21 protein-coding genes and 2 pseudogenes are annotated in these 20,631 nt (G+C 69.4%); 11 read left to right on the forward strand and 12 right to left on the reverse strand.

Features of this window, described 5'->3' with window-relative positions; translation table 11 throughout:
- On the reverse strand, positions 1-799 hold a 799-nt coding region (locus DSC45_RS29620), incomplete at its 3' end, for a sialidase family protein (RefSeq protein ID WP_162929384.1).
- A gap of 410 nt (positions 800-1,209) precedes the next feature.
- Here DSC45_RS29620 and DSC45_RS29625 point away from each other — a divergent pair.
- The gene (locus DSC45_RS29625; RefSeq protein ID WP_119295065.1) at positions 1,210-2,253 is read left to right on the forward strand and encodes a LacI family DNA-binding transcriptional regulator; all 1,044 of its coding nucleotides are present in this window, start codon (positions 1,210-1,212) and stop codon (positions 2,251-2,253) included.
- 654 nt (positions 2,254-2,907) lie between these two features.
- On the opposite strand, the gene DSC45_RS29630 is transcribed toward DSC45_RS29625, so the two are convergent.
- The 3 genes from DSC45_RS29630 to DSC45_RS29640 form a co-directional block, all read right to left on the reverse strand.
- Positions 2,908-4,305, reverse strand: a complete 1,398-nt coding sequence (locus DSC45_RS29630; RefSeq protein ID WP_119295066.1) for a Glu/Leu/Phe/Val dehydrogenase dimerization domain-containing protein — start codon at positions 4,303-4,305, stop codon at positions 2,908-2,910.
- Between the two features lie 789 nt (positions 4,306-5,094).
- A complete protein-coding gene (locus tag DSC45_RS29635) occupies positions 5,095-6,261 on the reverse strand; it encodes an NAD(P)/FAD-dependent oxidoreductase (protein ID WP_119295067.1) in 1,167 nt (388 codons plus the stop codon).
- A 385-nt stretch (positions 6,262-6,646) separates the two neighbouring features.
- Positions 6,647-7,498, reverse strand: a complete 852-nt coding sequence (locus DSC45_RS29640) for a helix-turn-helix transcriptional regulator (protein ID WP_119295068.1) — start codon at positions 7,496-7,498, stop codon at positions 6,647-6,649.
- A gap of 86 nt (positions 7,499-7,584) precedes the next feature.
- Here DSC45_RS29640 and DSC45_RS29645 point away from each other — a divergent pair, with 86 nt between their 5' ends.
- The 3 genes from DSC45_RS29645 to DSC45_RS29655 all read left to right on the forward strand — a co-directional run bounded on the left by DSC45_RS29645 (position 7,585) and on the right by DSC45_RS29655 (position 9,739).
- The gene (locus DSC45_RS29645) at positions 7,585-8,367 is read left to right on the forward strand and encodes an SDR family NAD(P)-dependent oxidoreductase (protein WP_119295069.1); all 783 of its coding nucleotides are present in this window, start codon (positions 7,585-7,587) and stop codon (positions 8,365-8,367) included.
- Between the two features lie 125 nt (positions 8,368-8,492).
- Positions 8,493-8,921 carry an Rrf2 family transcriptional regulator gene (locus DSC45_RS29650; RefSeq protein ID WP_119295070.1) on the forward strand — a complete coding sequence of 143 codons (429 nt, stop codon included), beginning with the start codon at positions 8,493-8,495 and terminating at the stop codon, positions 8,919-8,921.
- 80 nt (positions 8,922-9,001) lie between these two features.
- A complete protein-coding gene (locus tag DSC45_RS29655) occupies positions 9,002-9,739 on the forward strand; it encodes an NIPSNAP family protein (RefSeq protein ID WP_119295071.1) in 738 nt (245 codons plus the stop codon).
- A 131-nt stretch (positions 9,740-9,870) separates the two neighbouring features.
- On the opposite strand, the gene DSC45_RS29660 is transcribed toward DSC45_RS29655, so the two are convergent.
- Positions 9,871-11,037, reverse strand: coding sequence for an alanine--tRNA ligase-related protein (locus tag DSC45_RS29660; protein WP_119295072.1), 1,167 nt, complete (start codon positions 11,035-11,037; stop codon positions 9,871-9,873).
- Between the two features lie 314 nt (positions 11,038-11,351).
- On the opposite strand from DSC45_RS29660, the gene DSC45_RS35915 reads away from it, so the two are divergent.
- Positions 11,352-11,660, forward strand: coding sequence for a hypothetical protein (locus tag DSC45_RS35915; RefSeq protein ID WP_162929377.1), 309 nt, complete (start codon positions 11,352-11,354; stop codon positions 11,658-11,660).
- Positions 11,661-11,814: 154 nt separating this feature from the next.
- Here DSC45_RS35915 and DSC45_RS36965 read toward each other — a convergent pair.
- Both DSC45_RS36965 and DSC45_RS36970 read right to left on the reverse strand, forming a co-directional pair.
- Positions 11,815-11,913, reverse strand: a pseudogene (locus DSC45_RS36965) (MarR family transcriptional regulator); the annotation flags it as partial.
- A 1-nt stretch (position 11,914) separates the two neighbouring features.
- Positions 11,915-12,412, reverse strand: a pseudogene (locus tag DSC45_RS36970) (alcohol dehydrogenase catalytic domain-containing protein); the annotation flags it as partial.
- 147 nt (positions 12,413-12,559) lie between these two features.
- Here DSC45_RS36970 and DSC45_RS29680 point away from each other — a divergent pair.
- Together DSC45_RS29680 and DSC45_RS29685 are read left to right on the forward strand one after the other, a co-directional pair.
- A complete protein-coding gene (locus DSC45_RS29680; protein ID WP_119295073.1) occupies positions 12,560-12,895 on the forward strand; it encodes a MerR family transcriptional regulator in 336 nt (111 codons plus the stop codon).
- Between the two features lie 185 nt (positions 12,896-13,080).
- Positions 13,081-13,452, forward strand: coding sequence for a DoxX family protein (locus DSC45_RS29685; protein ID WP_119295074.1), 372 nt, complete (start codon positions 13,081-13,083; stop codon positions 13,450-13,452).
- A gap of 168 nt (positions 13,453-13,620) precedes the next feature.
- Here DSC45_RS29685 and DSC45_RS29690 read toward each other — a convergent pair whose 3' ends face one another.
- The 3 genes from DSC45_RS29690 to DSC45_RS29700 form a co-directional block, all read right to left on the reverse strand.
- Positions 13,621-14,190, reverse strand: coding sequence for a hypothetical protein (locus DSC45_RS29690; RefSeq protein WP_119295075.1), 570 nt, complete (start codon positions 14,188-14,190; stop codon positions 13,621-13,623).
- A gap of 152 nt (positions 14,191-14,342) precedes the next feature.
- The gene (locus DSC45_RS29695) at positions 14,343-14,591 is read right to left on the reverse strand and encodes a hypothetical protein (protein ID WP_162929385.1); all 249 of its coding nucleotides are present in this window, start codon (positions 14,589-14,591) and stop codon (positions 14,343-14,345) included.
- Positions 14,592-14,743: 152 nt separating this feature from the next.
- Positions 14,744-15,301 (reverse strand): TetR/AcrR family transcriptional regulator, encoded by a 558-nt coding sequence (locus DSC45_RS29700; protein ID WP_119295077.1) that lies wholly within the window; start codon positions 15,299-15,301, stop codon positions 14,744-14,746.
- 107 nt (positions 15,302-15,408) lie between these two features.
- Here DSC45_RS29700 and DSC45_RS29705 point away from each other — a divergent pair, with 107 nt between their 5' ends.
- Complete coding sequence (locus DSC45_RS29705) at positions 15,409-16,335, forward strand: NmrA family NAD(P)-binding protein (RefSeq protein WP_119295078.1); 927 nt, start codon at positions 15,409-15,411, stop codon at positions 16,333-16,335.
- 97 nt (positions 16,336-16,432) lie between these two features.
- Here the strand turns inward: DSC45_RS29705 and DSC45_RS29710 are convergent, their stop codons facing one another.
- Entirely contained in the window at positions 16,433-17,173 is a 741-nt protein-coding gene (locus tag DSC45_RS29710; protein WP_119295079.1) for an SDR family NAD(P)-dependent oxidoreductase, read from the reverse strand.
- 92 nt (positions 17,174-17,265) lie between these two features.
- Here DSC45_RS29710 and DSC45_RS29715 point away from each other — a divergent pair, with 92 nt between their 5' ends.
- The 3 genes from DSC45_RS29715 to DSC45_RS29725 all read left to right on the forward strand — a co-directional run bounded on the left by DSC45_RS29715 (position 17,266) and on the right by DSC45_RS29725 (position 19,713).
- Positions 17,266-17,874, forward strand: coding sequence for a TetR/AcrR family transcriptional regulator (locus tag DSC45_RS29715; protein WP_205571467.1), 609 nt, complete (start codon positions 17,266-17,268; stop codon positions 17,872-17,874).
- Between the two features lie 73 nt (positions 17,875-17,947).
- Entirely contained in the window at positions 17,948-19,204 is a 1,257-nt protein-coding gene (locus DSC45_RS29720) for an MFS transporter (protein ID WP_119295080.1), read from the forward strand.
- A gap of 212 nt (positions 19,205-19,416) precedes the next feature.
- Positions 19,417-19,713 carry a DUF6401 family natural product biosynthesis protein gene (locus tag DSC45_RS29725; protein ID WP_119295081.1) on the forward strand — a complete coding sequence of 99 codons (297 nt, stop codon included), beginning with the start codon at positions 19,417-19,419 and terminating at the stop codon, positions 19,711-19,713.
- A 70-nt stretch (positions 19,714-19,783) separates the two neighbouring features.
- Here the strand turns inward: DSC45_RS29725 and DSC45_RS29730 are convergent, their stop codons facing one another.
- Positions 19,784-20,569 (reverse strand): mechanosensitive ion channel family protein, encoded by a 786-nt coding sequence (locus DSC45_RS29730; protein WP_119295082.1) that lies wholly within the window; start codon positions 20,567-20,569, stop codon positions 19,784-19,786.
- Positions 20,570-20,631 lie beyond the last annotated feature (62 nt).

Raw genomic sequence — 20,631 nt, forward strand, 5'->3', positions numbered from 1 at the left:
GTGTGGCGACCGAGGGCATGCCGGGCCGGTCGGTCTCGGAGGTGCTTCCGACGTCGACGACGAGACCGGGTTCGAAGTTCTTCGACCCGTCGGGGTGTGCGCTCCAGGTGTCCCCGCCGTCGTTGGAGACGATGTGGGCGATCACCTGGGCCTGCTCGGGCTGGGTCCGTTCATCGGCGAAGTACATGGCGAGGCGGCCGGCGCCGTCGACGGTCAGGAACGGCTCCCAGATCCCCGACCCGCCGTGCGGTGCACCGTCCTTGCCGCCCCCGGTCTGCAGCCGGGACTGGACGTCCCAGTTCGCTCCGTGATCGGTGCTCCGCCACAGCACGAAGTCGGTCCCGGAGTCGCTGCTCGGCGCCATGTTGCCGGCCAACAGGAGGGTTCCCGCGGGGTACTTGCCCATCTTCTTCGGCAGTTCGAAGAGGAACGGCTGCCAGAGTTGGTCCGAGGGGTGGTCCTCGCCTTCGAGCGGGTCACTGACCGTGGTGAGGGTCCGCCAGGTCGCGCCGTCGTCCTTCGAGGTGCGGATGACGTACTCGGACGGGCCGCCGCCACGGTTCGCATGCTCGAACGTTCCGATCAGGGTCCCGTTGGACGAGCCACTGTGCTCCAGACGGATGATCCGCGAGTAGGCGAGGAACTCGTCGCTCGATTCGCGGGTGTAGAAGCTGTCGCCGGAGCCGTTCGCCAAGGCGCTCGGCGGGGTGGTGATGCCGGCCACGAGAGCCAGCAGCAGGCCGGCGACGAGGCCACCCCACCACCGTGCCTTTCCTCGAATCTTCCATGGCTTACTCAATGCGTTTCCTTCCCTGGTGTGAGGATTGCGCGCAGTGCGTCATGGAGTGCTGGGCCTGCACACCGTGACGAGCAACCGTCGGGGGTGTGCTCGGTCCGACAGATCCGGTGCTCAAGTCGTCGCTGAGCGTGTGCTGTTCGTACGTCGGTGCCGGGTTCGCGACGATGCGGTACGCGTCGACTGCCGCTCGGTCACCGATCGCAGGTCGCCGGGTCGGCGGGGACGGTCACGGTGAACGGGAGCTCGGACAACGGCGGCAGCAAGCGCTTTCTGGTCCAACGTTGTACCTGCCGTGCGATATCGAGGTCAACCCTTCGCGCCCGGTGGGGAATTCGGCTCCGCCGGACCGCTGACATCGGGCGTGGAATGCTGCAGAATCCTGGGACGGACCAGCGGTGGGGGGTGGGTCGGTGGCAGCGGTGACGCTCAAGGACGTAGCAGCGCGTGCCGAGGTGTCGATCAAGACGGTGTCCAACGTTATACGTGGCGAACCACGGATGTCCGAGGCCACTCGGCAGCGTGTACTGCATGCCGTGAAGGAGCTCGGGTACCGGCCCAATGCGACGGCCCGCCGTCTGCGTACCGGGCGCAGCGGTCTGATCGCGCTGGCCGTGCCGGATCTGGCGACGCCGTACTTCGCGGAGCTGGCCCAGCATGTGCGGGCCAGCGCCGAGGAGTTCGGCCTGACGGTCCTCATCGAGGAGACCCTGGGCGACGCGAAAGAGGAGTTGCGTCTGGCGACCGGTTTCGGCGCTTCGCTGCTCGACGGGGTGATCCTCTCGCCACTGCGCATCTCACTCGACGACCTCGCCGCAGCCGCCGACGACTTCCCCCTGGCCCTGCTCGGTGAACGCAGTTACGAAGGTGACCGGATCGCCGCCGACCACGTACTGATCGACAACGTCGCGGCGGCCCGCGACGTGACGTCTCACCTCGCGGGCCTGGGCAGGACACGGATCGCCGCCATCGGCATCAAGTCCCACGCGTCCGCGACCAGCAGGCAGCGCCTGGAGGGCTTTCATGTGGCGCTGCACGAAGCCGGGCTGCCCTTCGACCCCCGGCTCGCGCCCGCATTGGACGACTTCAGTCGCCGTAGCGGCCTTCGGGCAGTGCACGGACTGCTGGAACTGCCGGCCGAGGCCCGCCCCGACGCGATCTTCTGCTTCAGCGACATGCTGGCGGCCGGCGCCCAACGCGCCCTGTACGAGGCCGACTTGCGCATTCCCGAGGACGTGGCCGTGGCCAGTATCGACGGATCCGAAGAAGGTCGGTACGCCCGGCCCTCGCTCACCACGGTGGTTCCGGACAAGGCGGCCATCGCCTCACTCGCCGTACGGTGTCTGGCGAACCGGATCCGCGCGGAGCAGCCACTGCCGTTCGAGGTCCACGTAGTGCCTCACCGCCTCGACGTACGCGAGTCGACGGACGGCATACGGCGCAGACTGCCCTGGTAGGCGTCGGCGCCGGGACCAGTGAAGGGCACGACTCCCGCATCGATCCCGCACCCGGACACCGTGCGCACGTCTGGCCAAGCCGCGACTTCACTTTTACAGAAAGATGAAGGCGTCTACTTCGGGAGGCGCCTGGGCATGGGCAAAGGCCGTTCTCTCGCGCCGTGTTACTCGAAATCTCGAAGCGTGGAGAAGGGCCGCCGCCTCGACGTCCCGGGGATTGCAGGTCAACGTCGCTTGGCCACGGAGGCAGCACCACCGTGGCAGCACCACCGTGGCGCAGCACGACACCTACCGAGCAGGCCTCGACCAGTACGTCGTCGATGTCCCGATCGACTTGTCCGCCCTGCCGCTCGCTGCTGACACGTGGGACTCTGCTGCACTCCCCACGTGCTGGTCACCCCAACTCGGCAGGAGACACCGGCCCGAATGCAGTCTGCGCCCCCACAAGTGCGCGACCCGCCGCACGAAGGGGTTCGAGCGTTGGGACGCACGGTGAGAGCAGCGGCTCGGCGTGCATCCGCAGCGGGAGCGCTTGACCGGAATCTCGGGGACGGCAAGTGCAACCGGCTCTTCTGTCGGGCGTGGCCGACAGAAGAGCCGGTTGGCGGAGGCCGGCCGCAGCCCGTGCTGCGGCGTCGGCTCACATTCCTGAATTCAGTGGTCGAGCGGGTGCAGACCGCCGGTTTCGACGACGCCCGAGCGAGTCGGACTGTCATCCGGGTGGTGGGTGACGGCGGCCTCGATGCGGGCTTCCTCGACTGCCACGGCACCGGACGGGAAGCTGGACGCTGCCGGGAAGGCGTCGGGGACGGGGAGGCTTGACGGCGGCTGCGCGTACAGGTCCCGGAATGCCACGTCGCCGCCGTATTCCAGGATCAACCGCTGCGAGTTCTCCCGGGCATGCAGTACCGCGGCTTCGCGCGCCGAGGTGCCCGCCATGTCCGCGCGGGCGATCAGGTTCTGGACCAGCGGCCGGATCTCCGACGACAGCCGGCTGCAGGCCCCGGAGGCGCTGACCACTTCTCCGAGGATGACCCACCAGGCACCGGCGGCGGCACCGGTGTTGGCGACGAAGTCGGGAATCACCGTGATGCCGCGGCGGTGGAGACGGTGCTCCGCCTCCGGTGTGACCGGCACGTTGGCGGCCTCGACCACGAGACGGCCGCGGATCCGGTCGCAGTTGTCCGGTGTGATCGTGTAGGAGACCGCTGCCGGGACCAGGACGTCCGCGTCCTGGTCCAGCCACTCCTCGCCCGGGCGTTCCACATCGTCCTCACGCAGCACCGCACGGTCGATGACACCCGAAGCAGAACGTGCCGTGAGGAGCAGCTCTACGTCCAGTCCGCGGGCGGTGTTGAGGATCAGGCCCTGGGCGTCGGTGATACCGACGACCCTCACCCCTGCGCGTGCCAGGTAGAGCGCGGTGGATCCGCCCATGGCGCCGAATCCCTGGACCACTGCGCGGGCGCTCGAGGCAGCGATGTCGCGCTGCTCAAGGGCCGCGAGAGCCGCCTCGGCGACACCGTAGCCGCCGACGAGTTCCGAGAACCGGAGACCGTCGGTCCGGGGTGTGAACGCCTGCTGGATACGGGACAGGACCTCTGCCCCGTCGTCGGCCCTGGCCACTGCGGCATGGAACGAACTCTCGCCGAGACCGACCTGTGCGAAGGCCTCGTCGAGGGCGTCCTGCGGTGTTCCGAGGTCACCGGCGGTCACCCAGACGCGCTCGAGCAGTGGCCTGACGCCCCGTAGGAACCGCTCGCGAAGCTTTCCGGCGCGTGGGTCTGCGGGGTCGAAATCGATGCCGCCCTTGGCGCCGCCGACATGAATGCCGAAGGCCGCCATCTTCAGCGTCATCTCCCGGGCGAGTTCGCCCACCTCATGCAGCGTGCACCCAGGCCGCATACGGAGACCGCCGGTGGCAATACCCGATACCAACTGGTCGATCACCACGAAGCCGTGCGCCCCGGTCTCACTGTCACGCCACGTGACCTGCAGATAGGGCTCATGCTCAAAAACCTGCAATTGCGACTCGACGGCATTCTGCGTCATTCGGCACTCACCCTTTCAACTACAGATCGGCGCTTTCAGGAAACGCGCAGCACCGCATTGCCGCGGGACCTGGGGTTTGGCTTCCTCTGTTCCAGTCACGGTCGATGATTTATGGGCAGGTCTCATCGACTGCTCGAGATGCATGTGTGGTGGCGAACCCGCATGGCGTCGCAATTGGGTCCGATAGAGATACGCAGAATGCGTATGGGAATACGGTGCCTCAGCGCCCACTGTGAGGTCACAGTTCAATACCTGTCAAGAGTTGCCCTGGCTCCGCTCGCCCACTCGGGTTTCGGGCCGGGACCAGGCAATTCGAGCGGGGAATCGAACAATTTGTGCCGGTGTCGGTGCAGAGTCTTGAGGACTCGGAGAAACAGCAGCTCAGTGCTGGTATCCGGGGCGGGCCTGCGAGTGTTCCAGGGGGCGGAAAGGCGCGGTGCAGGCGCTCGATTCCACCGCATACGCAGCTATGCGGAAGGGCTGAATCCTCCTCGCACTCCCCCGAGTCGACCTCTGTGTGTGGCGGCGGGTCGTCCGCTCCGTGGAGGTGTCGAGCGCGTCGCGCTTCCGGGAATCCAGGGGTGCCGTCGAGCGTGGCCGCTTTCCCGCCCCGTTCCATGCCCTCGGTCAGGGCGCGTCGCCTGCCGGCGCACTGCGCCGGGCGGTCGCGGACGTCACCGACGAACCGGCGCAGGCGTTCCGCGCTCGGCCAGGTCGGCGCAGGTGTCCCGCTACCGCACGGGGCCAAGACAGCCGCCGTGCGGGATGCGGACGGGTGGGCCCAGCGAGTTACGAGACGTGGCCCAGCGAGCCTGGTGTGGCCGGATGCGGGAGTGCGTCGCTGGGCGACAACCGGTCGGGGCGGAGGCTCGCCACCGCCACCCCGTACTGGGCTGATTCCTGGGACAGCGCTCCTTCGGCGACGATGTCCGCCGTCAGGCGTGCCAACGCCGGCGCCATCTGGATGCCGTAGCCGCCCTGGCCGCCGAGGAAGTGGAAGTCCTCGTGTCCGGTCCGAGCGCCGACTACCGGGTCGTTGTCGGCGACGAAGTTCCGCAGACCCGCCCATGCGCGTTGCACGCTGCGCAGCCCGAGCGTGGTGGTCTCCTCGATCGCTTCGAGAGCGCGGGCGATCTCGAGTTCGTCGGGGCGCGGCCGGCCAGGAGGTACGTCGGTGGCGTCCGCGGGCGAGCCGAGCATCAGCCCCGCCTCGGGTTTGACGTACCAGCGCTCGCAAGCGTCCATGGCCAGCGGAAGTCCGGAGAGGTCACCGGCGTACGGCGTCGGGCTGACGAATGCGGACCGGCGTCTGGGCTGGATACCGATGGGTGGGACGCCGGCTCGTTCGGCCACCTCGTCGACCCATGCACCCGCGGCGTTGACGATCTTCGCGCAGCTGATCACGTGGTCACCGGCGGTGACCTGCCAACCCCGCGCGTCTCGCCGGATCTCGCGCACCGGTGCGTTGAACCGGATGGTGCCGCCGCGCTGGCGCAGCGTCTTGAAGTAGGTCTGGTGGAGGGCTGCGACGTCCACGTCGGCGGCGGAGGAGTCGAGAGCGGCGGACCGGACCCGCTCGGGGCGCAGCGGAGGGTAGATCCGGTGGGCCTGTGCGGCGGTGAGCGTCTCCATGTCGGGGAGCGTTCGTGCCATTGCGGCGAGGGTGTGCTCGCTCTGATCGTCGGTGGCCAGCCAGAGCAGGGGACGTGGTTGTACGAGCGGCACGCCGAATTCGGCGGCCCGGGATTCGTGGAGCGGGCGGCTTGCCCGGGTGAGCGCACGGACGACGGGGCTGCCGTAGGACGGCAGGAGCGCGGCGGCCGACCGGCCGGTGCTGTGCTCCTCCCCTGATGCGGCCGCTTCCACGACCACGACGGAGAGCCGGTCGGACAATTCGGCGGCCACGGACGCACCGGCCATCCCGGCACCGACGACCACGACGTCACTGGTCAGCAAGAGATCTCCTCGGTTGTGCGGCCCCGTGGTCGACGGGGCGTCGGGCGGCGTCCGGCTGTGACGTCCGGCGGTCGGGGCGTGGTTCGCCTGCTCCCGCGTATGAGGACGATCATGCCTGGGCGGCTCGGCCCGTCACGACTCCGGGGCCGTGGTCGGGGCTCCGGGCCCTGATCGGGCAGCAGCCGAGCTTCGACGATCCTGGAACTGGGCGACCATGGCTGCGTCACCCGGTGCCCCGTCCGGTGCCAGGTGTCCGTTGCCACGCGAGCGGGCGGCGACAGCGCCTTGGTGCCAGGGGCGGGCGATCCGGCATTCGTCGGCCCGCGTGGGACGTCATGCCACCGCTCGACTCAGACCGTCTCCGCTCGACCCGTCGGACCCCGCACTACGGCACGTAGTCGCCGGCCTCGGCTCCCAGTACGTTCAGAAGGGCGAGTGCCTCCGCGTCCGGCGATCCGGGCGGCGCGCTGTAGAGCACGAGACGCTGGTCGCGGTCCGTGAGCGTGAGTGCGTCGCAGTCGACGGTGATGTGACCGACCGTCGGGTGGCGGAAAGTCTTCGTGAGGGGCGGCGCGGCCTGGACGTCGTGCCGTTCCCAGAGCCGGGCGAAGTCGGGGCTGGCCTCGTACAGCTCGTCGACGAGTTCGGTCACGGCGGGGTCGGACGGGTATCGGGCGTGGGTGGAGCGGAGCTCCATCACGACGTTTTGCCGGAAGTCCGCTGCGTCGGAGATCCCGTACGGCGTGGTGTCGGTGCGCGACGGTTCGAGGAACGCCTTGCGTGCGAGGTTGCGGTCCTTCGGGGCGAGGTCTGCGAAGTCCTCCAGGAGCGCGGCGGCGAGGTCGTTCCAGGCGAGCACCTCGAAGGCGGCGGACATGACGAATCCGGCCGTCCCAGGCAGCCGCTCGAGGAGCGTGGCGATGCTGGGGCGGACGTCGCGCCGGTGCAGTCCGGTGCGGCTCGGTGCTGTTCCGGCCAGGACGTGGAGGTGATCGGACTCGGTTTCGGTGAGCCGCAGGGCGTCCGAGATCCCGGAGAGGACCTCGCCCGACGGCCGCGGCGCTCTGCCTTGCTCGAGCCGGACGTAGTACTCGGTGGAGATGTGGGCCAGGACGGCGACCTCCTCGCGGCGCAGGCCTGGTGTACGGCGTCGTGGGCCCGAGGGGAGGCCGACGTCCTGCGGCCGGAGCCGCTCCCGACGGCTGCGCAGGAACGCCGCGAGTTCCTGTTTGTCCATGGGCCAAGTCTGCACGCTGCGCGGCGGCGGATCCTGGTACAGCCTGTGCCTGTATCCGGATCGTGGCTCCGCCCACGCTGGTCGGCATGACGAACTCCATGCACCCCAGCCCGATCGGCCTGCTCAACGGCAAGGTCGTGTTCATCACCGGCGCCAGCCGCGGCATCGGAGCAGCCGCGGCCCGGCTCTTCGCCGCCGAGGGCGCCTGCGTGGTTCTCGCCGCCCGCAGCACCGATGCTCTCGATCGCATCGTCACCGAGATCCGCGCCGACGGCGGCGTCGCCGATGCCGTCCCCCTCGACCTCGCCGACCGTACGGGCATCCGTGCCGCGGTCGACCGCGTGCAGGAGCTGCACGGCCGGCTCGACGGCGCCTTCAACAACGCGGCCGCGGTCCAGCAGCCCGGCCCGCTCGACACCACCACCGACGAGGACATCGACGAGCAGTTCGCCGTCAACTTCCGCTCGCACTGGACCGCCATGACCGCCGAGGCAGCGCTGATGCGGCAAGCAGGCGGCGGGGCGATCGTCAACACCTCGAGCATCGGCAGCCGCCGCGCGAACCCGGCCCTCCCCGCCTACGGTGCGATGAAGCGCGCGCTCAACAGCATCACCGAGTCCGCGGCCGTGACCTGGGGCAGCGAGGGCATCCGTGTCAACGGCATCACCCCCGGCGGCACCGCCACGGAGATGATCGACGCGTGGGAGGCCGTGTCTCCGGGCGTCATCGAGCACAACATCGCGGCGACGCCGCTGGGGCGCATGGCCGCACCCCGCGAGGTGGCCGAGGTCGCCGCTTGGCTGCTCAGCGACCGCGCCTCGATGGTGACCGGGGCGATGGTGCCGGTCGACGGTGGCGCGGGCGCCTGAGGCATCGGGCCCGGTGCCGGAGTGGTCCGCCACCGGGTCCATCGGGCGACGTCAAGTTCCGTGCGTGTTACGGGACTTGACTGCGCGGTTAGCTGTAACAGAAGCTGTTGCATCCAGGAGGTGTGATGGCTGCGAACAGTCGGTTGACCATCGCGGTGCATGCCTTGGCCTGGTTGGCGTTGGCACAGCGCCGTGGCCAGGATGTGCTCACGTCGGAGCAGGTCGCGGCCAGCGTGAACACCAACGCCGTGATCATCCGGCGCAGCCTCGGTGATGTGCGGCGGGCCGGTCTGGTGCTGGTCCGTCACGGGGCCGGAGCGGGGTGGAGTCTCGCCCGTGCCCCTGAGGACATCACGCTGCTCGACGTCCATGACGCCGTCGATGCGCGTCCGACGTTCGGCCTGCACCGCACCGAACCCAATCTGGAATGTCCGGTCGGGCGAGGTGTCCGGCCTGCTCTGAGCGAGGTGTACGGCCGCGTAGAGCAGGCCATGCGGCGGGAGTTGGCGGATACGTCGATCGCGGACGTTCTTCGCGAGACGCTGACGACCTAGCCGGGAGGCCAGCCGCCGGACGGCCGCACCGCTTGTCGCGACAAGACCTGTTTCAGCAACTCGAGGAGGAGTAGGGGCCGGTGACAGACCTCAGGTGTCCGATCGTGGAACTGCGGCAGTACACGCTGCACTCAGGGCAGCGTGATGTACTGATCGATCTCTTCGACCGGGAGTTCGTCGAGCCCCAAGAGGCGCTGGGCATGACCGTCCTGGGGCAGTTCCGTGATCTGGACGATCCCGACAGGTTCGTCTGGCTGCGCGGTTTCGACGACATGCCCCGGCGCGCACAGGCTCTGGAGGGTTTCTACGGCGGGCCGGTCTGGCGGGCCCACCGCGACGAGGCCAACGCGACGATGCTCGACTCCGATGACGTGCTGCTGCTCCGGCCGGCCGCAGCGGACGGCGGGTTCCCCTCGCCGGTCGACGCCGAACGCGCCCTCGGAGCGCTGACGCCATGGGCTCCGTCGCTCATCCTCGCCACCGTCTGGCACAGCGACCGCCCGTTCGACGCGGCGTTCGTCGAGTTCTTCGAGCAGCGTGTACGCCCCGTACTGGCCGAGGCCGGCGCCGAGCCGCTGGCGTACCTGCAGTCGGAGCACTCCCCCAACACCTTCCCCGCGCTGCCGGTCAGGACGAACGAGGAGGCCTTCGTTTGGTTCGCGCGATTCTCTGACGAAGACCACCTCGCCGACCACCTGATTCGCCTGCAGAATTCGCAACGCTGGCGCGCGGAGGTGTTGCCGACGCTTTCGCAACGGTGGGCCAGGGCCCCGCAACAGCTACGGCTGGCTCCCACGGAGCGCTCGGTGCTGCGGTGAGCGTCACGGGGCCCTCACCCAGGTGCTGGACGTGACGAGGGAGGACATGCGCCGGCGACGTCGGGGGCCGGCGCCGAAGCTGAAGCGGCACCGCCGGTTGGCACCGCCCTGCCCCCATCCCGTCCCCGTCGTTACTCCTGCCGCAGGCTGGTGACCAGATCGCGTGGCAGCCCGTGGGTGTCGTGGAGGTACCGGAAGTCCTCGTCCTGCAGAGGGCCTTGGAACCTGGAGCGGGCGAGCACCCGCCGACCGCGCTCGAGGAGCCGTCCGAAACGGCGCTCCTCCTCGATCAGCAGCCGACGCAGGTCGTCAGGATCGGCCTCCTGGCGGAAGTGGGTGAGCGTGTGGGCGACCAACTCGCCCGGCACGTCCCCGAGTCCGCGCGACGGATCGTCCCGCCACAGCACGGTGAGCACTCGTCGCAGGAGGCGACGGAGCACGTATCCCCGTCCGGTGTTGGCCGGGCGCACCCCGTCGGCGAGTACCACGATGGCTGAGCGCAGGTGGTCGCAGACCACGCGCAGCGACGATTCGTCGAGTGGCCACAGGGCCGGCACGATTCGGCGCCACGGGTCGAAGACGTCACACTCGAACACCGACGACTTGCCCTGCAGCAGCGAGGCCAGCCGCTCCAGGCCGAGTCCGGTGTCGACGTTGCGTTGCGGAAGCGGCACAAGGGAACCGTCGTCGAGTCGTCGGTACCGCATCGTCACGTGGTTCCATACCTCCACCCAGCGGTCGTCTCGCGTAGGTGTCGACTCCGGCGGCGTACTGCCGCTCCAGAAGAAGATCTCCGAGTCGGGCCCGCATGGGCCGACGGTTCCGTTGGACCACCAGTTGTCGTTCACCGTGAGCTCGACGGGCACGCCCCGGTCCTGCCACATGTGCAGCGAAGCCGTGTCCGGTCCTGTCCGGTCGTCACCGCCGAAGACGGTGGCGTGCAGCAGGCCCGGATCGACGCCGAGTCCATCGGTGAGCAATCCGTACCCCCAGTCGAGACTCAGCGGGCCCTCGTAGTCGCCGAGCGACCAGGTGCCGAGCATCTGGAAGACGGTCAGATGGGTGGCATCACCGACTTCCTCGAGGTCCGTCGTGCGCAGACAGCGCTGCACATTGAGCAGCCGCTGACCCAGCGGGTGCGGGCGTCCCTCCAGGTACGGGGTGAGCGGATGCATGCCGGAGGTGGTGAACAGCACCGAGTCGTCAGAGGGTGGCAGGAGTGTCGAGCCGGTGATCCGGCGGTGACCGCGCTCCTCGAAGTACTCGATGAACGTGCTGATGATGTGTTCCGAGTCCATGGGGTGGCTCCTTCGCTTCCTCGCGGGGAAGGCACCGGTCAACGGACCGTGCTGGTCGTCGCACCGGGGCAGGAAGCCAAGAACGCCACGGAACCACCGACGGGCCGTTTCCGGTCGCCGGTGGGAGGGGGAAATACGTCAGGCGGCGGCAACCGGGGAGCTGGTCGCTCGCGCGGTCGCGATGATGGTTCGGCCGATGACGTTCATACGGGCGAGAATAGCGGGCGTCACTCCGGGCGGCACACGAATTTTCGCGGAGCCGGCAGGCCTGTCCGCGCGGCGCCGGCCTCCATTGCCATGGCGACGACTCACGGTTGCCCGCCGAGACGGAACCTCTGTCCGAGACCGCGGCACTCTCGGCCGGTGCGGCCGTGGGCCAGGTGGCCAGGTGGCTGCTGATCTTTGCGATCAGTGTGCCGCTCTCCCTCGCATGCGTCGTACTCGGCGTGCTGTGGCGGCCCCGCACCCTCGCCGCCGAACCGGCCGCGCCTATCGGCCTGTTGGACCTGCCGCTGTTCGGCACGGCTCTGACCACTCTCATGCTCTTCCTGATGAATCCGGCCGTGCGACTCCGGTCCTCGAGGTCCACCAGCAGCCCTCCTCAGACCGCGAGTCCCCGGTAGCGGGCGAGGCTGCCCGGCGATGGGCGATCACGCTCCTGACGGCAGCGACGAGTGCGCCACCGACCCGGTCCCGACGAACCGGGACAGAAGCAGCCCCGGCCCGACCAGCAGGCGGATCCACGGCGCCGCACGCCGGCTGATGCCGCACTGACGGCTATGCGTCGCCGTCGCCGTCGCCGTCCCGCAGGGAATGAATCATGCTCTGCAGGATCCGGAACGCGCCTGCCTGCTCGGTCTCGTTCATGCCGGTCAGCCGTGGCGCCCTGCGCGACAGCGAACTCGACCGCGGCGCTCCCCACGCCGCCGGCAGCGCCCTCGACAAGCAGGGTGCGTCCCTCGAGGGAACCGAACACCTCGAGCCCGGCCAGAGCGGTCACGGCGGCCAGACCTGCACCGGCGGCCTGCTCGTCGTTCCATGCGGCGGGCGCGGGGGCCCAGGCCGTAAGGACGGCCAGCTCGGCTGTCGCGCCGGTGACGCCGCCCAGTCCGAAGACGCGGTCCCCGATGCGCACCCCACTCACGTCGTCACCGATCTCGTCGACCACGCCGACGGCATCGCGTCCGGGGATCGCGGGCAGTTCCACGGGAAGCACCTCACGCGCCGCGCCGCTGCGTACCTTCCAATCGACGGGATTGACGCCGGCCGCGGTGACGCGGATGCGGATCTCGCCGGACCCGGGACGCGGGTCCGGCGCTTCCTCGATCACGAGGGTCCCCACACCGCCGTACTCGTGATACCGAGCTGCGCGCATGATGTCCTGCCTTACTTGGATCGGTGGGCTCGGCGAGCCCGACGTCAGCTAGGCTAAAACCTCACGTTGACGTCAGATGCAAGTCGGGCGGGCGACCCGGAGTACGGAGGACCTGTGCGTATCGGCGAGGTTGCGGAGAAGGCCTGAGTGAGCGTCCGGGCTCTGCGGTACTACGAGGAGCAGGACCTGCTGCAGTCCGAGCGCAGCGCCGGGGGCCAGCGCCAGTACTCCGATACCGCCGTCGACCGCGTCGGGCTGATCCAGCAGCTCTTTGCCGCCGGCCTGCCGAGCAAGTCCGTCCGTGAGGTACTGCCGTGCGTGGATTCGGGCACCGCGGCCCCGGGGCTTCTTGACCATCTGGAGACCGAGCGTGCCCGGATCAGCCGGCGGATCACCGACCTGAACGCGGCGCGTGACCGTCTCGACGTCGTGATCGCCAACACGCGGAATCCTCCCGCTCACTGCGACCACACCCGGCACTGACCGCCGTTCTCGCGACCGCACGTACGCCGGACCAACGCCGACCACACGGACGCCGGCGCCGCCACCCACGCCACTGACGCCAGATCGACGCCTGCGGCCGCAGGCGCTGGCGCGACGCGGGCGATCCGTTTCGCTTACTCGCGAGTAAGGTGGTCTCTCCGTACCCGCGCTCCCCGGAGGTCCCTTTGCGTCGCGCCACGTCTCCTCAGGTTCTCGCCGGTCTGCTCGCCGGCGCGGGAGTCACGCACTTCCTGCTGCCGAAGCCGTTCGACTCCATCGTGCCGCGCGCCCTGCCGGGTTCACCCCGGATGTGGACCCAGGTCAGCGGCGCGGCCGAGCTCGCGCTCGCCGCAGGTGTCGCGTTCCCGCGCACGCGGGCTCGAGCCGCCTCCGCCGCGGCGGTGTTCTTCGTGGCCGTCGTCCCGGCGAACATGCAGATGGCAGTCGACTGGCGTTCGCGTCCTGCGACACTGCGGCGCGCGGCGCAAGCTCGCGTGCCGCTGCAGGCTGGATTGGTGCTGTGGGCGCGGAAGGTCGCACGCGACGCCACCCGCTGACTTAGGTACGCCACGCAGGCCGGTCCCCGCCAAAGGGGAAGCTGCTGCAGGGCGCAGCCTCAGCCTGGCCGCCGGGCGCCCCGACTGCACAACAGGCTTCACCAGGCGGGCACTTGTGCCTCCCGGCAAGGCGGAACCACGACACGCAACCGACGGTGACGGATCAACTCACCACGACGTCCGGTCGGGGTCGTCCTCACACTCCCGCCACGCACGTTCCCGGCGCGCGGTCCGCAGCGCCCTGCGCCGCCGGTGCGCATCACGCACGCGCACCGCCCGGTCGACGACGAGCGCAGGCCGTGCAGGGCCGCGGTACCGGAGAAACTGCGACCACACAATCCTCGCCCCTCCCCAGATCAGGGCACCTGCGACGACCAGGACGAACGCCCGGGCGAGCCAGAAGAGTTCCTCCTGGTCGTTCCTGATCTCGTAGGGGTCTCCGCCGCTGACGGCGACACACTCGTCGATGTACGGATCGCAGTGCGAAGGCGTGAACACAGCACCGAGCGCATACGACGCCAGGGCAAGTCCGCAGACCACCATCGGCACTACAACGAGGAGCGGCAGCACACCGAAACGCGGAGCCCCCAGAGGACAGAGCGCCGCATAGACGGCGACCACTCCCACCGACAGTGCGGCCCACACCCAACCGACCAGCCAACCCAGCGTCACCCAGGCAGGCGACAGAACGGCCACCGTGCCGACGACGAAAGCCATCCGCCGCAAGACCGCGCCCACCAGATCACCTCAGTTCGAACGACAGCCCCGCGGTGCGCCCATCATGCTGCCACGCCGCCTCTCCCCCAACCGCCCATCCGCCTCGGATCGCGAAGTCCTCGCTCCCACAACTCTCCGACTTCTCACCCGGCCTGCACCGTCCGCAACGAGACCTACGGGACAGGCGGTTCCGCAAGAAGGCGGGAGTGCCCGCGGTCGTGCTCGTACAGGAACTCCAGGCGGAGACCGGCGGCGCTCACGGCTCTGGTCACGTCGCCGATGCCATGCCGCCACTCGACCGTCGGGGTCGCGGTGGGGGCGGGGTACGTCCCGGGTGCGTCCATCACGATCGGGGCCCGCTGGACGTATTCCTCCGCGACGCTGCGCCAGTCGTCGGCAAGGACATCGATGCTTCGCTCCAACGACCGCCACACACCCGGCCGTTGCGCAGTAACCGCTCCCCCGCCGTCCGCCGCGGTCAGCCGTCGCCGTACGAAGGCGTTGAGTAACGTCCGCCTGCCCCACCGCCTGCGGGAGGACGATCACGTACGCGCGGGCCGCGCTCGCGAGTGCGTCAGACCTCCGGGCTCAGCCCCGTCACGGACATGCGGAAGAGGCGTTCCGCCTGGGCGGCGGGGTCGGGGTAGTGCTCGGTGGCCAGGGCGATGCCGACGGCCAGGGTGATGAGATCGCTGACGGTGACGTCGGGGGCCACTGCACCGTCGCGCACCGCGCGGCCCAGGAGAGGGCCCGCGGCTTCTTCCAGGGTCGCCGCGCAGCTGTTCTCGTGCACCGGGGTGTCGTAGGAAAGTGCGGCCGTGAGGCCTCGGGCAGTGACGGAGTAGGCGACGACCTCGCTGAGCCACTGCAGGAGCGCGTCCCGGCTGTCGCCGCTGCCGAACAGGTCGTGGGCGCGGGCGCGCAGGGCTTCGATCTGTTCGTGGGAGACGGCTTCCACCAGGGCGCGGCGCGTGGGGAAGTGCCGGCGCACTGTCGCCGATCCCACGCCTGCGGTGCGGGCGATCTGTTCCAGGGATGCGTGGGCGCCGTGGGTGGCGACCTCTTCCTGGGCCACGGCGAGGATCCGTGTGTAGTTGCGGCGGGCGTCCGCACGCCGGTGCTGTTCCGGCACGGTGTCAGCTCCAGGATTGCTAAGTGGCGGGGTCCGCCGTATCGTACCCGAGCATAAACGGCGGACCCCGCCACTTAACGATTCTCGATACGTCCACGAGGAGCCCCATGCCTACCGACCCCAAGCCCGTACTGGTCACCGGCGCCACCGGCCGACAGGGCGGCGCCACCGCCCGCGCACTGCTCTCGGCCGGCGTTCCCGTCCGCGCACTGGTCCGCGATCCGGACACCACCCGGGCGCAAGCCGTCGAGGCGCTCGGTGCGGAAACGGTCACCGGCGATCTCCACGACCGTGATTCCGTGATCCGTGCCGCCGAGGGCACCCGCGCCGTGTTCTCCGTACAGATGCCGGGCATCACCGAGGCCGGCTTCGACTTCGAGGGCGAGGTGGCCCAGGGCACGAACCTCATCGAGGCCGCGCAGGCCGCCGGCGTACGGCAGTTCGTGCACACGTCCGTGACCGGCGCCGGCCAGCACACGGAGCACCCCGACTGGACCCCCGGCCGCTGGCCGTCGACGGAAGCGAGCCTGGGCGCCAAGAGCACGCTCCAGGACCGCGTCCGCGCCGCGGGCTTTCCCTCGTGGACGATCCTCAAGCCCGGCTTCTTCATGGACAACTTCCTGCCGTCCATGGGGTTCCTGTTCCCGCGCGGCATCGAGGGCGGCCTGGTGAGCGTCCTGAACCCCGGCACCGGGCTGTCCCTCATGGCGACGGACGACATCGGCGCTGCGGCTGCCGCCGCCATCGCCGCTCCCGAGAAGTTCCATGGTGTCGAACTGGAGCTGGCGAGCGAATACCTGTCGATGGCGAAGGTCGCCGAGGTCCTCTCCCGCGCCCTGGGCACGGAGCTGACCGCACCCGACATGACCGAACAGGAGGCGATCGCCGCCGGAATGCCCCCGATGGGGGCCGCTCATGAGTGGCTGAACGTCACCGGCGGCCAGCCCGCGCACCCGCAGTTCGCACGAGACCTGGGCATCCCCCTCACCAGCTTCGAGTCATGGGCACGCGCACACATGGGACCCGACGCCTGAAGCGGAACACTCCGGCACTCCGCCCAGGACGGCCGCCCCCTTGATTCGGGCGGCCGGCTCGTGAGGCACCTCGACCGGACAGCGGTGGCGGCAGGCCTCAGATCTGGTTCAGGCCGCCGTCGACGTACAGGCTCGAACCGGTCATGAAGCTGCTCTGGTCGGAGGCGAGGAAAGCGACGGCGGCCGCGGTCTCCTCGGGACGCCCGAGGCGGCCCAGCGGAACGCGCGCGGCCAGCTGCTTCTTGAAGTGCTCCGGATCGGGAGCGAGTGCGGAGAGTGCGGGCGTATCCGTGGGTCCGGGCGTGACGGTGTTGACGCGTATGCCGCGCCCCTTGAGCTCGTTGGCCCAGGTTCGGGAGAACGATCGAGTGGCGGCCTTGGTCGCCGCGTAGACACCCATGGCCTCATCGCCGGCGTCCACGTTGGTGGAGCCGTTCAGGATGACCGATGCCCCCTCATTGAGCAGCGGCAGCGCCTTTTGAACGGTGAACAGCATGCCCCGGACGTTGATGCCGAACAGGGTGTCGAAGTGCTCCTCGGTCATCTGCTCCAACGGCACGAGTGAGGCGATCGAGGCGTTGGCGAACAGTACGTCCAGACCTCGCCCTCGCTTGCCGATCACTTCGTAGACGCGATCCAGGTCGGCCAGGTTCGCGATGTCCCCGGCGACGGCGGTCGCCGGGGGCCCGATCTCCTCTGCCGCCGCGTCGAGTTCGGCCTTGCGCCGGCCGGTGATGAATACGTGCGCGCCTTCTGCCGCCAGCCGCGCCGCACTGGCGAACCCGATCCCTGCGCTGCCTCCGGTGACCAGAGCCGTCTTGCCCTCGAGCAGTCCCATGTGAACAACCCCTTCGATTTCTGTAGCGATCGCTACAGACGGCAACGCTAGCACTTCCGCATCGATCGATGCGGAAGAGGTAAACTGCGCGAGTGGAGACGAAGAAGAACGGCCCGCGCGGCCGACCGCGGGGATTCGACCCCGACGAAGCTCTCGAGCGCGCCATGCTGGTGTTCTGGGAGCACGGATACGAAGGGGCCAGCCTGGCCAACCTCACTCATGCGATGGGCATCTCCACCACCAGCATGTACGCGGCCTTCGGCAACAAGGAAGGACTGTTCCGCAAGGCCCTCGAGCGCTACACCGACGGCCCCGGCGGCTACATGGCTCGGGCCATGGAAGGGTCGACCGCACTCGGTGTCGTCGCCACGATCCTGTCCGGCGCCATCCGCAGCACCACCCGTCCGGCCAGCCCCCGCGGATGCCTGGGCGTCCACGGCGCACTCAGTACCAGCGACGCGGGACAGGAGGTCCGGGACCTTCTCGCCGACTGGCGCAACGACGGCTACGTCCGCATCCGGGAGCGGTTCCAGCAAGCCGTCGACGACGGTGACCTGCCCGCCGAATCGGACCCCGGTCTGCTGGCCCGCTATGTGACGACACTGGCGAACGGCATCGCGGTGCACGCCGCGAGCGGCGTCAGCCGCAAGGAACTCCAGGCCATGGCGGATGCCGCGCTACGCGCCTGGCCGCCGGTCTGAGAGCCGCGGCGGACCACCGGGCACCACCCGAGGGGAGTGTACGGTCGTACGCTTGGAGTTGTAGGGTCCGGGCATGAGTGATGACGTGCTGGTCGGGCCCGCCGTGGCCGACCGTCGGGCCCGCGGGGCCGTGGCCGTGCTGTTTCTGACCAACGGGGCGCTCTTCGCGAATCTGTTGCCGCGGTATCCCGAGATCAAGTCCGATCTCGGCATGGGCAACGCCGCGTACGGTCTGGCGGTCGCGGCGTTCCCCACGGGCGCGATCGTGGCGGGACTGGCGGCGGGGGCGCTGACCCGCCGGTTCGGCTCCGCACGGGTGGCGGTGGCCGGAACACTGCTCACCGCAGCCGGGATTCTGGTGGCGGGCCTCGCCGAGTCGGTCCTGATCTTCGCCTCGATGCTGTTCCTGGCAGGCGCGATGGACTCGGTCACGGACGTCGGGCAGAACGCGCACGGACTGCGGGTGCAGCGCCGTTACGGGCGCTCCATCATCAACTCGTTCCACGCGATCTGGTCGATCGGCGCTGTCGCGGGAGGGTCGATGGCCGCGGGAGCGATCGCGCTCGGACTGTCACGGGGGCAGCATCTGGTGATATCCGGCGTGCTGTTCGCGGCCCTTGCGTGTGCGGCGCTGCGGTTCTGCCTGCCGGGGCCGGACACGGAGCCGGATGCGAGGGCGGTGCCGGATTCGGAAGCCGGGCGCGCGGACGCGGCCGTCGCGGGCAAGGCGACGGCGGCAGGCCGGCCCGGCGGGCCTCGGTCGGTGTACTACGTGCTGGCCGCGCTCGTCCTCATCGCGATGGCCGGAACTCTGGTGGAGGACGCGGGCAACTCCTGGGCTGCGCTGTACCTTTCGGATTCGCTGGACGCCTCGGTGACGCTGGCCGCCTCGGGCTATATCGCCCTGGTCGGCGCCCAGTTCATCGGCCGGATCCTCGGTGACCGGCTCGTCGACCGGTTCGGGCAGCGTGCGGTGGCTCGGGCGGGCGGACTGATCGCCGCGGCGGGCATGGGCCTCGCGCTGGCGGTTCCCACGGTGCCCGGCACCGTGCTCGGCTTCGCCGCGGCCGGACTCGGGGTGGCCACGCTGGTGCCCGCCGCCATGCACGAGGCGGACGAGCTTCCCGGTCTTCGCCCCGGGTCGGGGCTGACCATCGTCTCCTGGCTGATGCGGCTCGGCTTCCTTCTGTCACCGCCCGCCGTGGGCCTTGTCGCGGACCACACGAGCCTGCGGATGGGCCTGCTCGTCGTGCCTCTCGCGGGGCTCGTCGTGGTCGCGCTCGCCGGAGTACTTCAGACGCGTCGCACGTCAGTGAGTGGGCGGAGCTGAGCAGTTGTGGGATCGGCGTCGCCAACTCTCGTCACGGTGCAGGTGAGTTGACTGCCCGCACAGAGGCTGCCGAGCCGCCGTCACCGTCCGCTCCCCGATGCGCCCAAAGGCGTGCCGGGTGCGTACGTGTGACCCGGAACACCACGTTCATGTGACCAAGAGCATGACCAAAGTCCCTGATCGGGGCGGGTGCGGCCACTTATTCTGGCGACGTGTCCCCACTTGCCCGTATCGATGCCTCGTACACACCGCGCTTCGCCGAGTTCGCCTTCGAGCCCGGCTTCACGGCCGCGGTGGATCAGCATGTCGCCCACCTGCGGGAGCGACTCGCGGCGACCTGCGCGGATCTGGTGCCGCAGCCACCTGACCGCGAGTCGCTGGCCGACTATGCGCTCGGCTTCCTCGACGCACTGACGGAGACGGGCTGGCGCGAGCCGGTCGGGCACGACTACGCGGTGTGCCGCCTCACCGCCATCTCCTGGCTGGTCAAGCGGCACGACCTCGCGTGACCGTGTGCGCCGGCCGGACGCACACGGTCACGTCGCCCGCTGAGCGGACGGGCCTGTCAGGGCCGAGAGGTCACATGGGATCCATCGGCTCACGGTCCCGGGCCGGCTGGTGGGTGAGGGCGTCGTCGCGTCCGGCCTGGTAGGCGGTGGCGCCACCGGTCGATGTACCACGCGCCTTGGCCGTCTCCTTCTCGGCCGTGTCCAGCCAGCGCTCCCAGCGCTGCCGCATCGGGCCGATCATGCCGCCACCGACACCGACGATCAGGATGCCGGCCGCCGCCGCGAGTGCCGCGTACAGGACGGGCTGGGTGACCGTGGTCGCGATACCGGCCTGGCCGAGCGCCGCGATCACACCGAGAGCAACGATGCCCGCCCAGGCGATGGTGCCGACGGTCTTGCCGTACGACATGGAGGACAGCGCGTTGGTGACGATGTCCCGCACCAGGTTGGCCACCGCCATCGCGACGACGATCAGGACGATCGCGACGATGCCGCGCGGCAGCCAGGCAACGATGCCGTTGATCATGTCGCTGACCGGGTTCGGGCCGAAGACACCGAAACCGAGCTGGAGCGTGATCAGGAGCAGAGCCGCATAGACGACCTTGCAGATGATCGCCGTCATGTCGTACTTGGATCCGGCGAGCATGCGGTCGGCGCCGGCCTTCTCGGCCAGTTTCTCCGAGCCGACCTTGCGCAGAACCCGGTCGAGAACGCGGGCGATCAGCTTGGACACGAACCAGCCGATCGCGAGGACGACAAGGAATGCCAGCAGTTTCGGAACGAACTGCGCAACCTTCGACCAAGCATCATTGAGGCCCTGAGTGAAATCCAGGGAAAGGGCAACATTCTGGGTCATGAGTGGTCCTCCACTCGTTGTGGCCCGCGCGCTGCGACGTCCGGGCGTTCGGCCCCCATTCG

Origin of the sequence: Streptomyces sp. YIM 130001, from assembly GCF_003574445.1 — a bacterium.
Classification (GTDB): Bacteria; Actinomycetota; Actinomycetes; order Streptomycetales; family Streptomycetaceae; genus Streptomyces.

Bases quoted from the DNA above. Each gene is read 5' to 3' on its own strand.
- DSC45_RS29630 (WP_119295066.1), bottom strand. From the start codon at position 4,305: ATGACGCAGAATGCCGTCGAGTCGCAATTGCAGGTTTTTGAGCATGAG.
- DSC45_RS29640 (WP_119295068.1), bottom strand. From the start codon at position 7,498: ATGGACAAACAGGAACTCGCGGCGTTCCTGCGCAGCCGTCGGGAGCGG.
- DSC45_RS29645 (WP_119295069.1), top strand. From the start codon at position 7,585: ATGACGAACTCCATGCACCCCAGCCCGATCGGCCTGCTCAACGGCAAG.
- DSC45_RS29650 (WP_119295070.1), top strand. From the start codon at position 8,493: ATGGCTGCGAACAGTCGGTTGACCATCGCGGTGCATGCCTTGGCCTGG.
- DSC45_RS29660 (WP_119295072.1), bottom strand. From the start codon at position 11,037: ATGGACTCGGAACACATCATCAGCACGTTCATCGAGTACTTCGAGGAG.
- DSC45_RS29705 (WP_119295078.1), top strand. From the start codon at position 15,409: ATGCCTACCGACCCCAAGCCCGTACTGGTCACCGGCGCCACCGGCCGA.
- DSC45_RS29710 (WP_119295079.1), bottom strand. From the start codon at position 17,173: ATGGGACTGCTCGAGGGCAAGACGGCTCTGGTCACCGGAGGCAGCGCA.
- DSC45_RS29720 (WP_119295080.1), top strand. From the start codon at position 17,948: ATGAGTGATGACGTGCTGGTCGGGCCCGCCGTGGCCGACCGTCGGGCC.
- DSC45_RS29730 (WP_119295082.1), bottom strand. From the start codon at position 20,569: ATGACCCAGAATGTTGCCCTTTCCCTGGATTTCACTCAGGGCCTCAAT.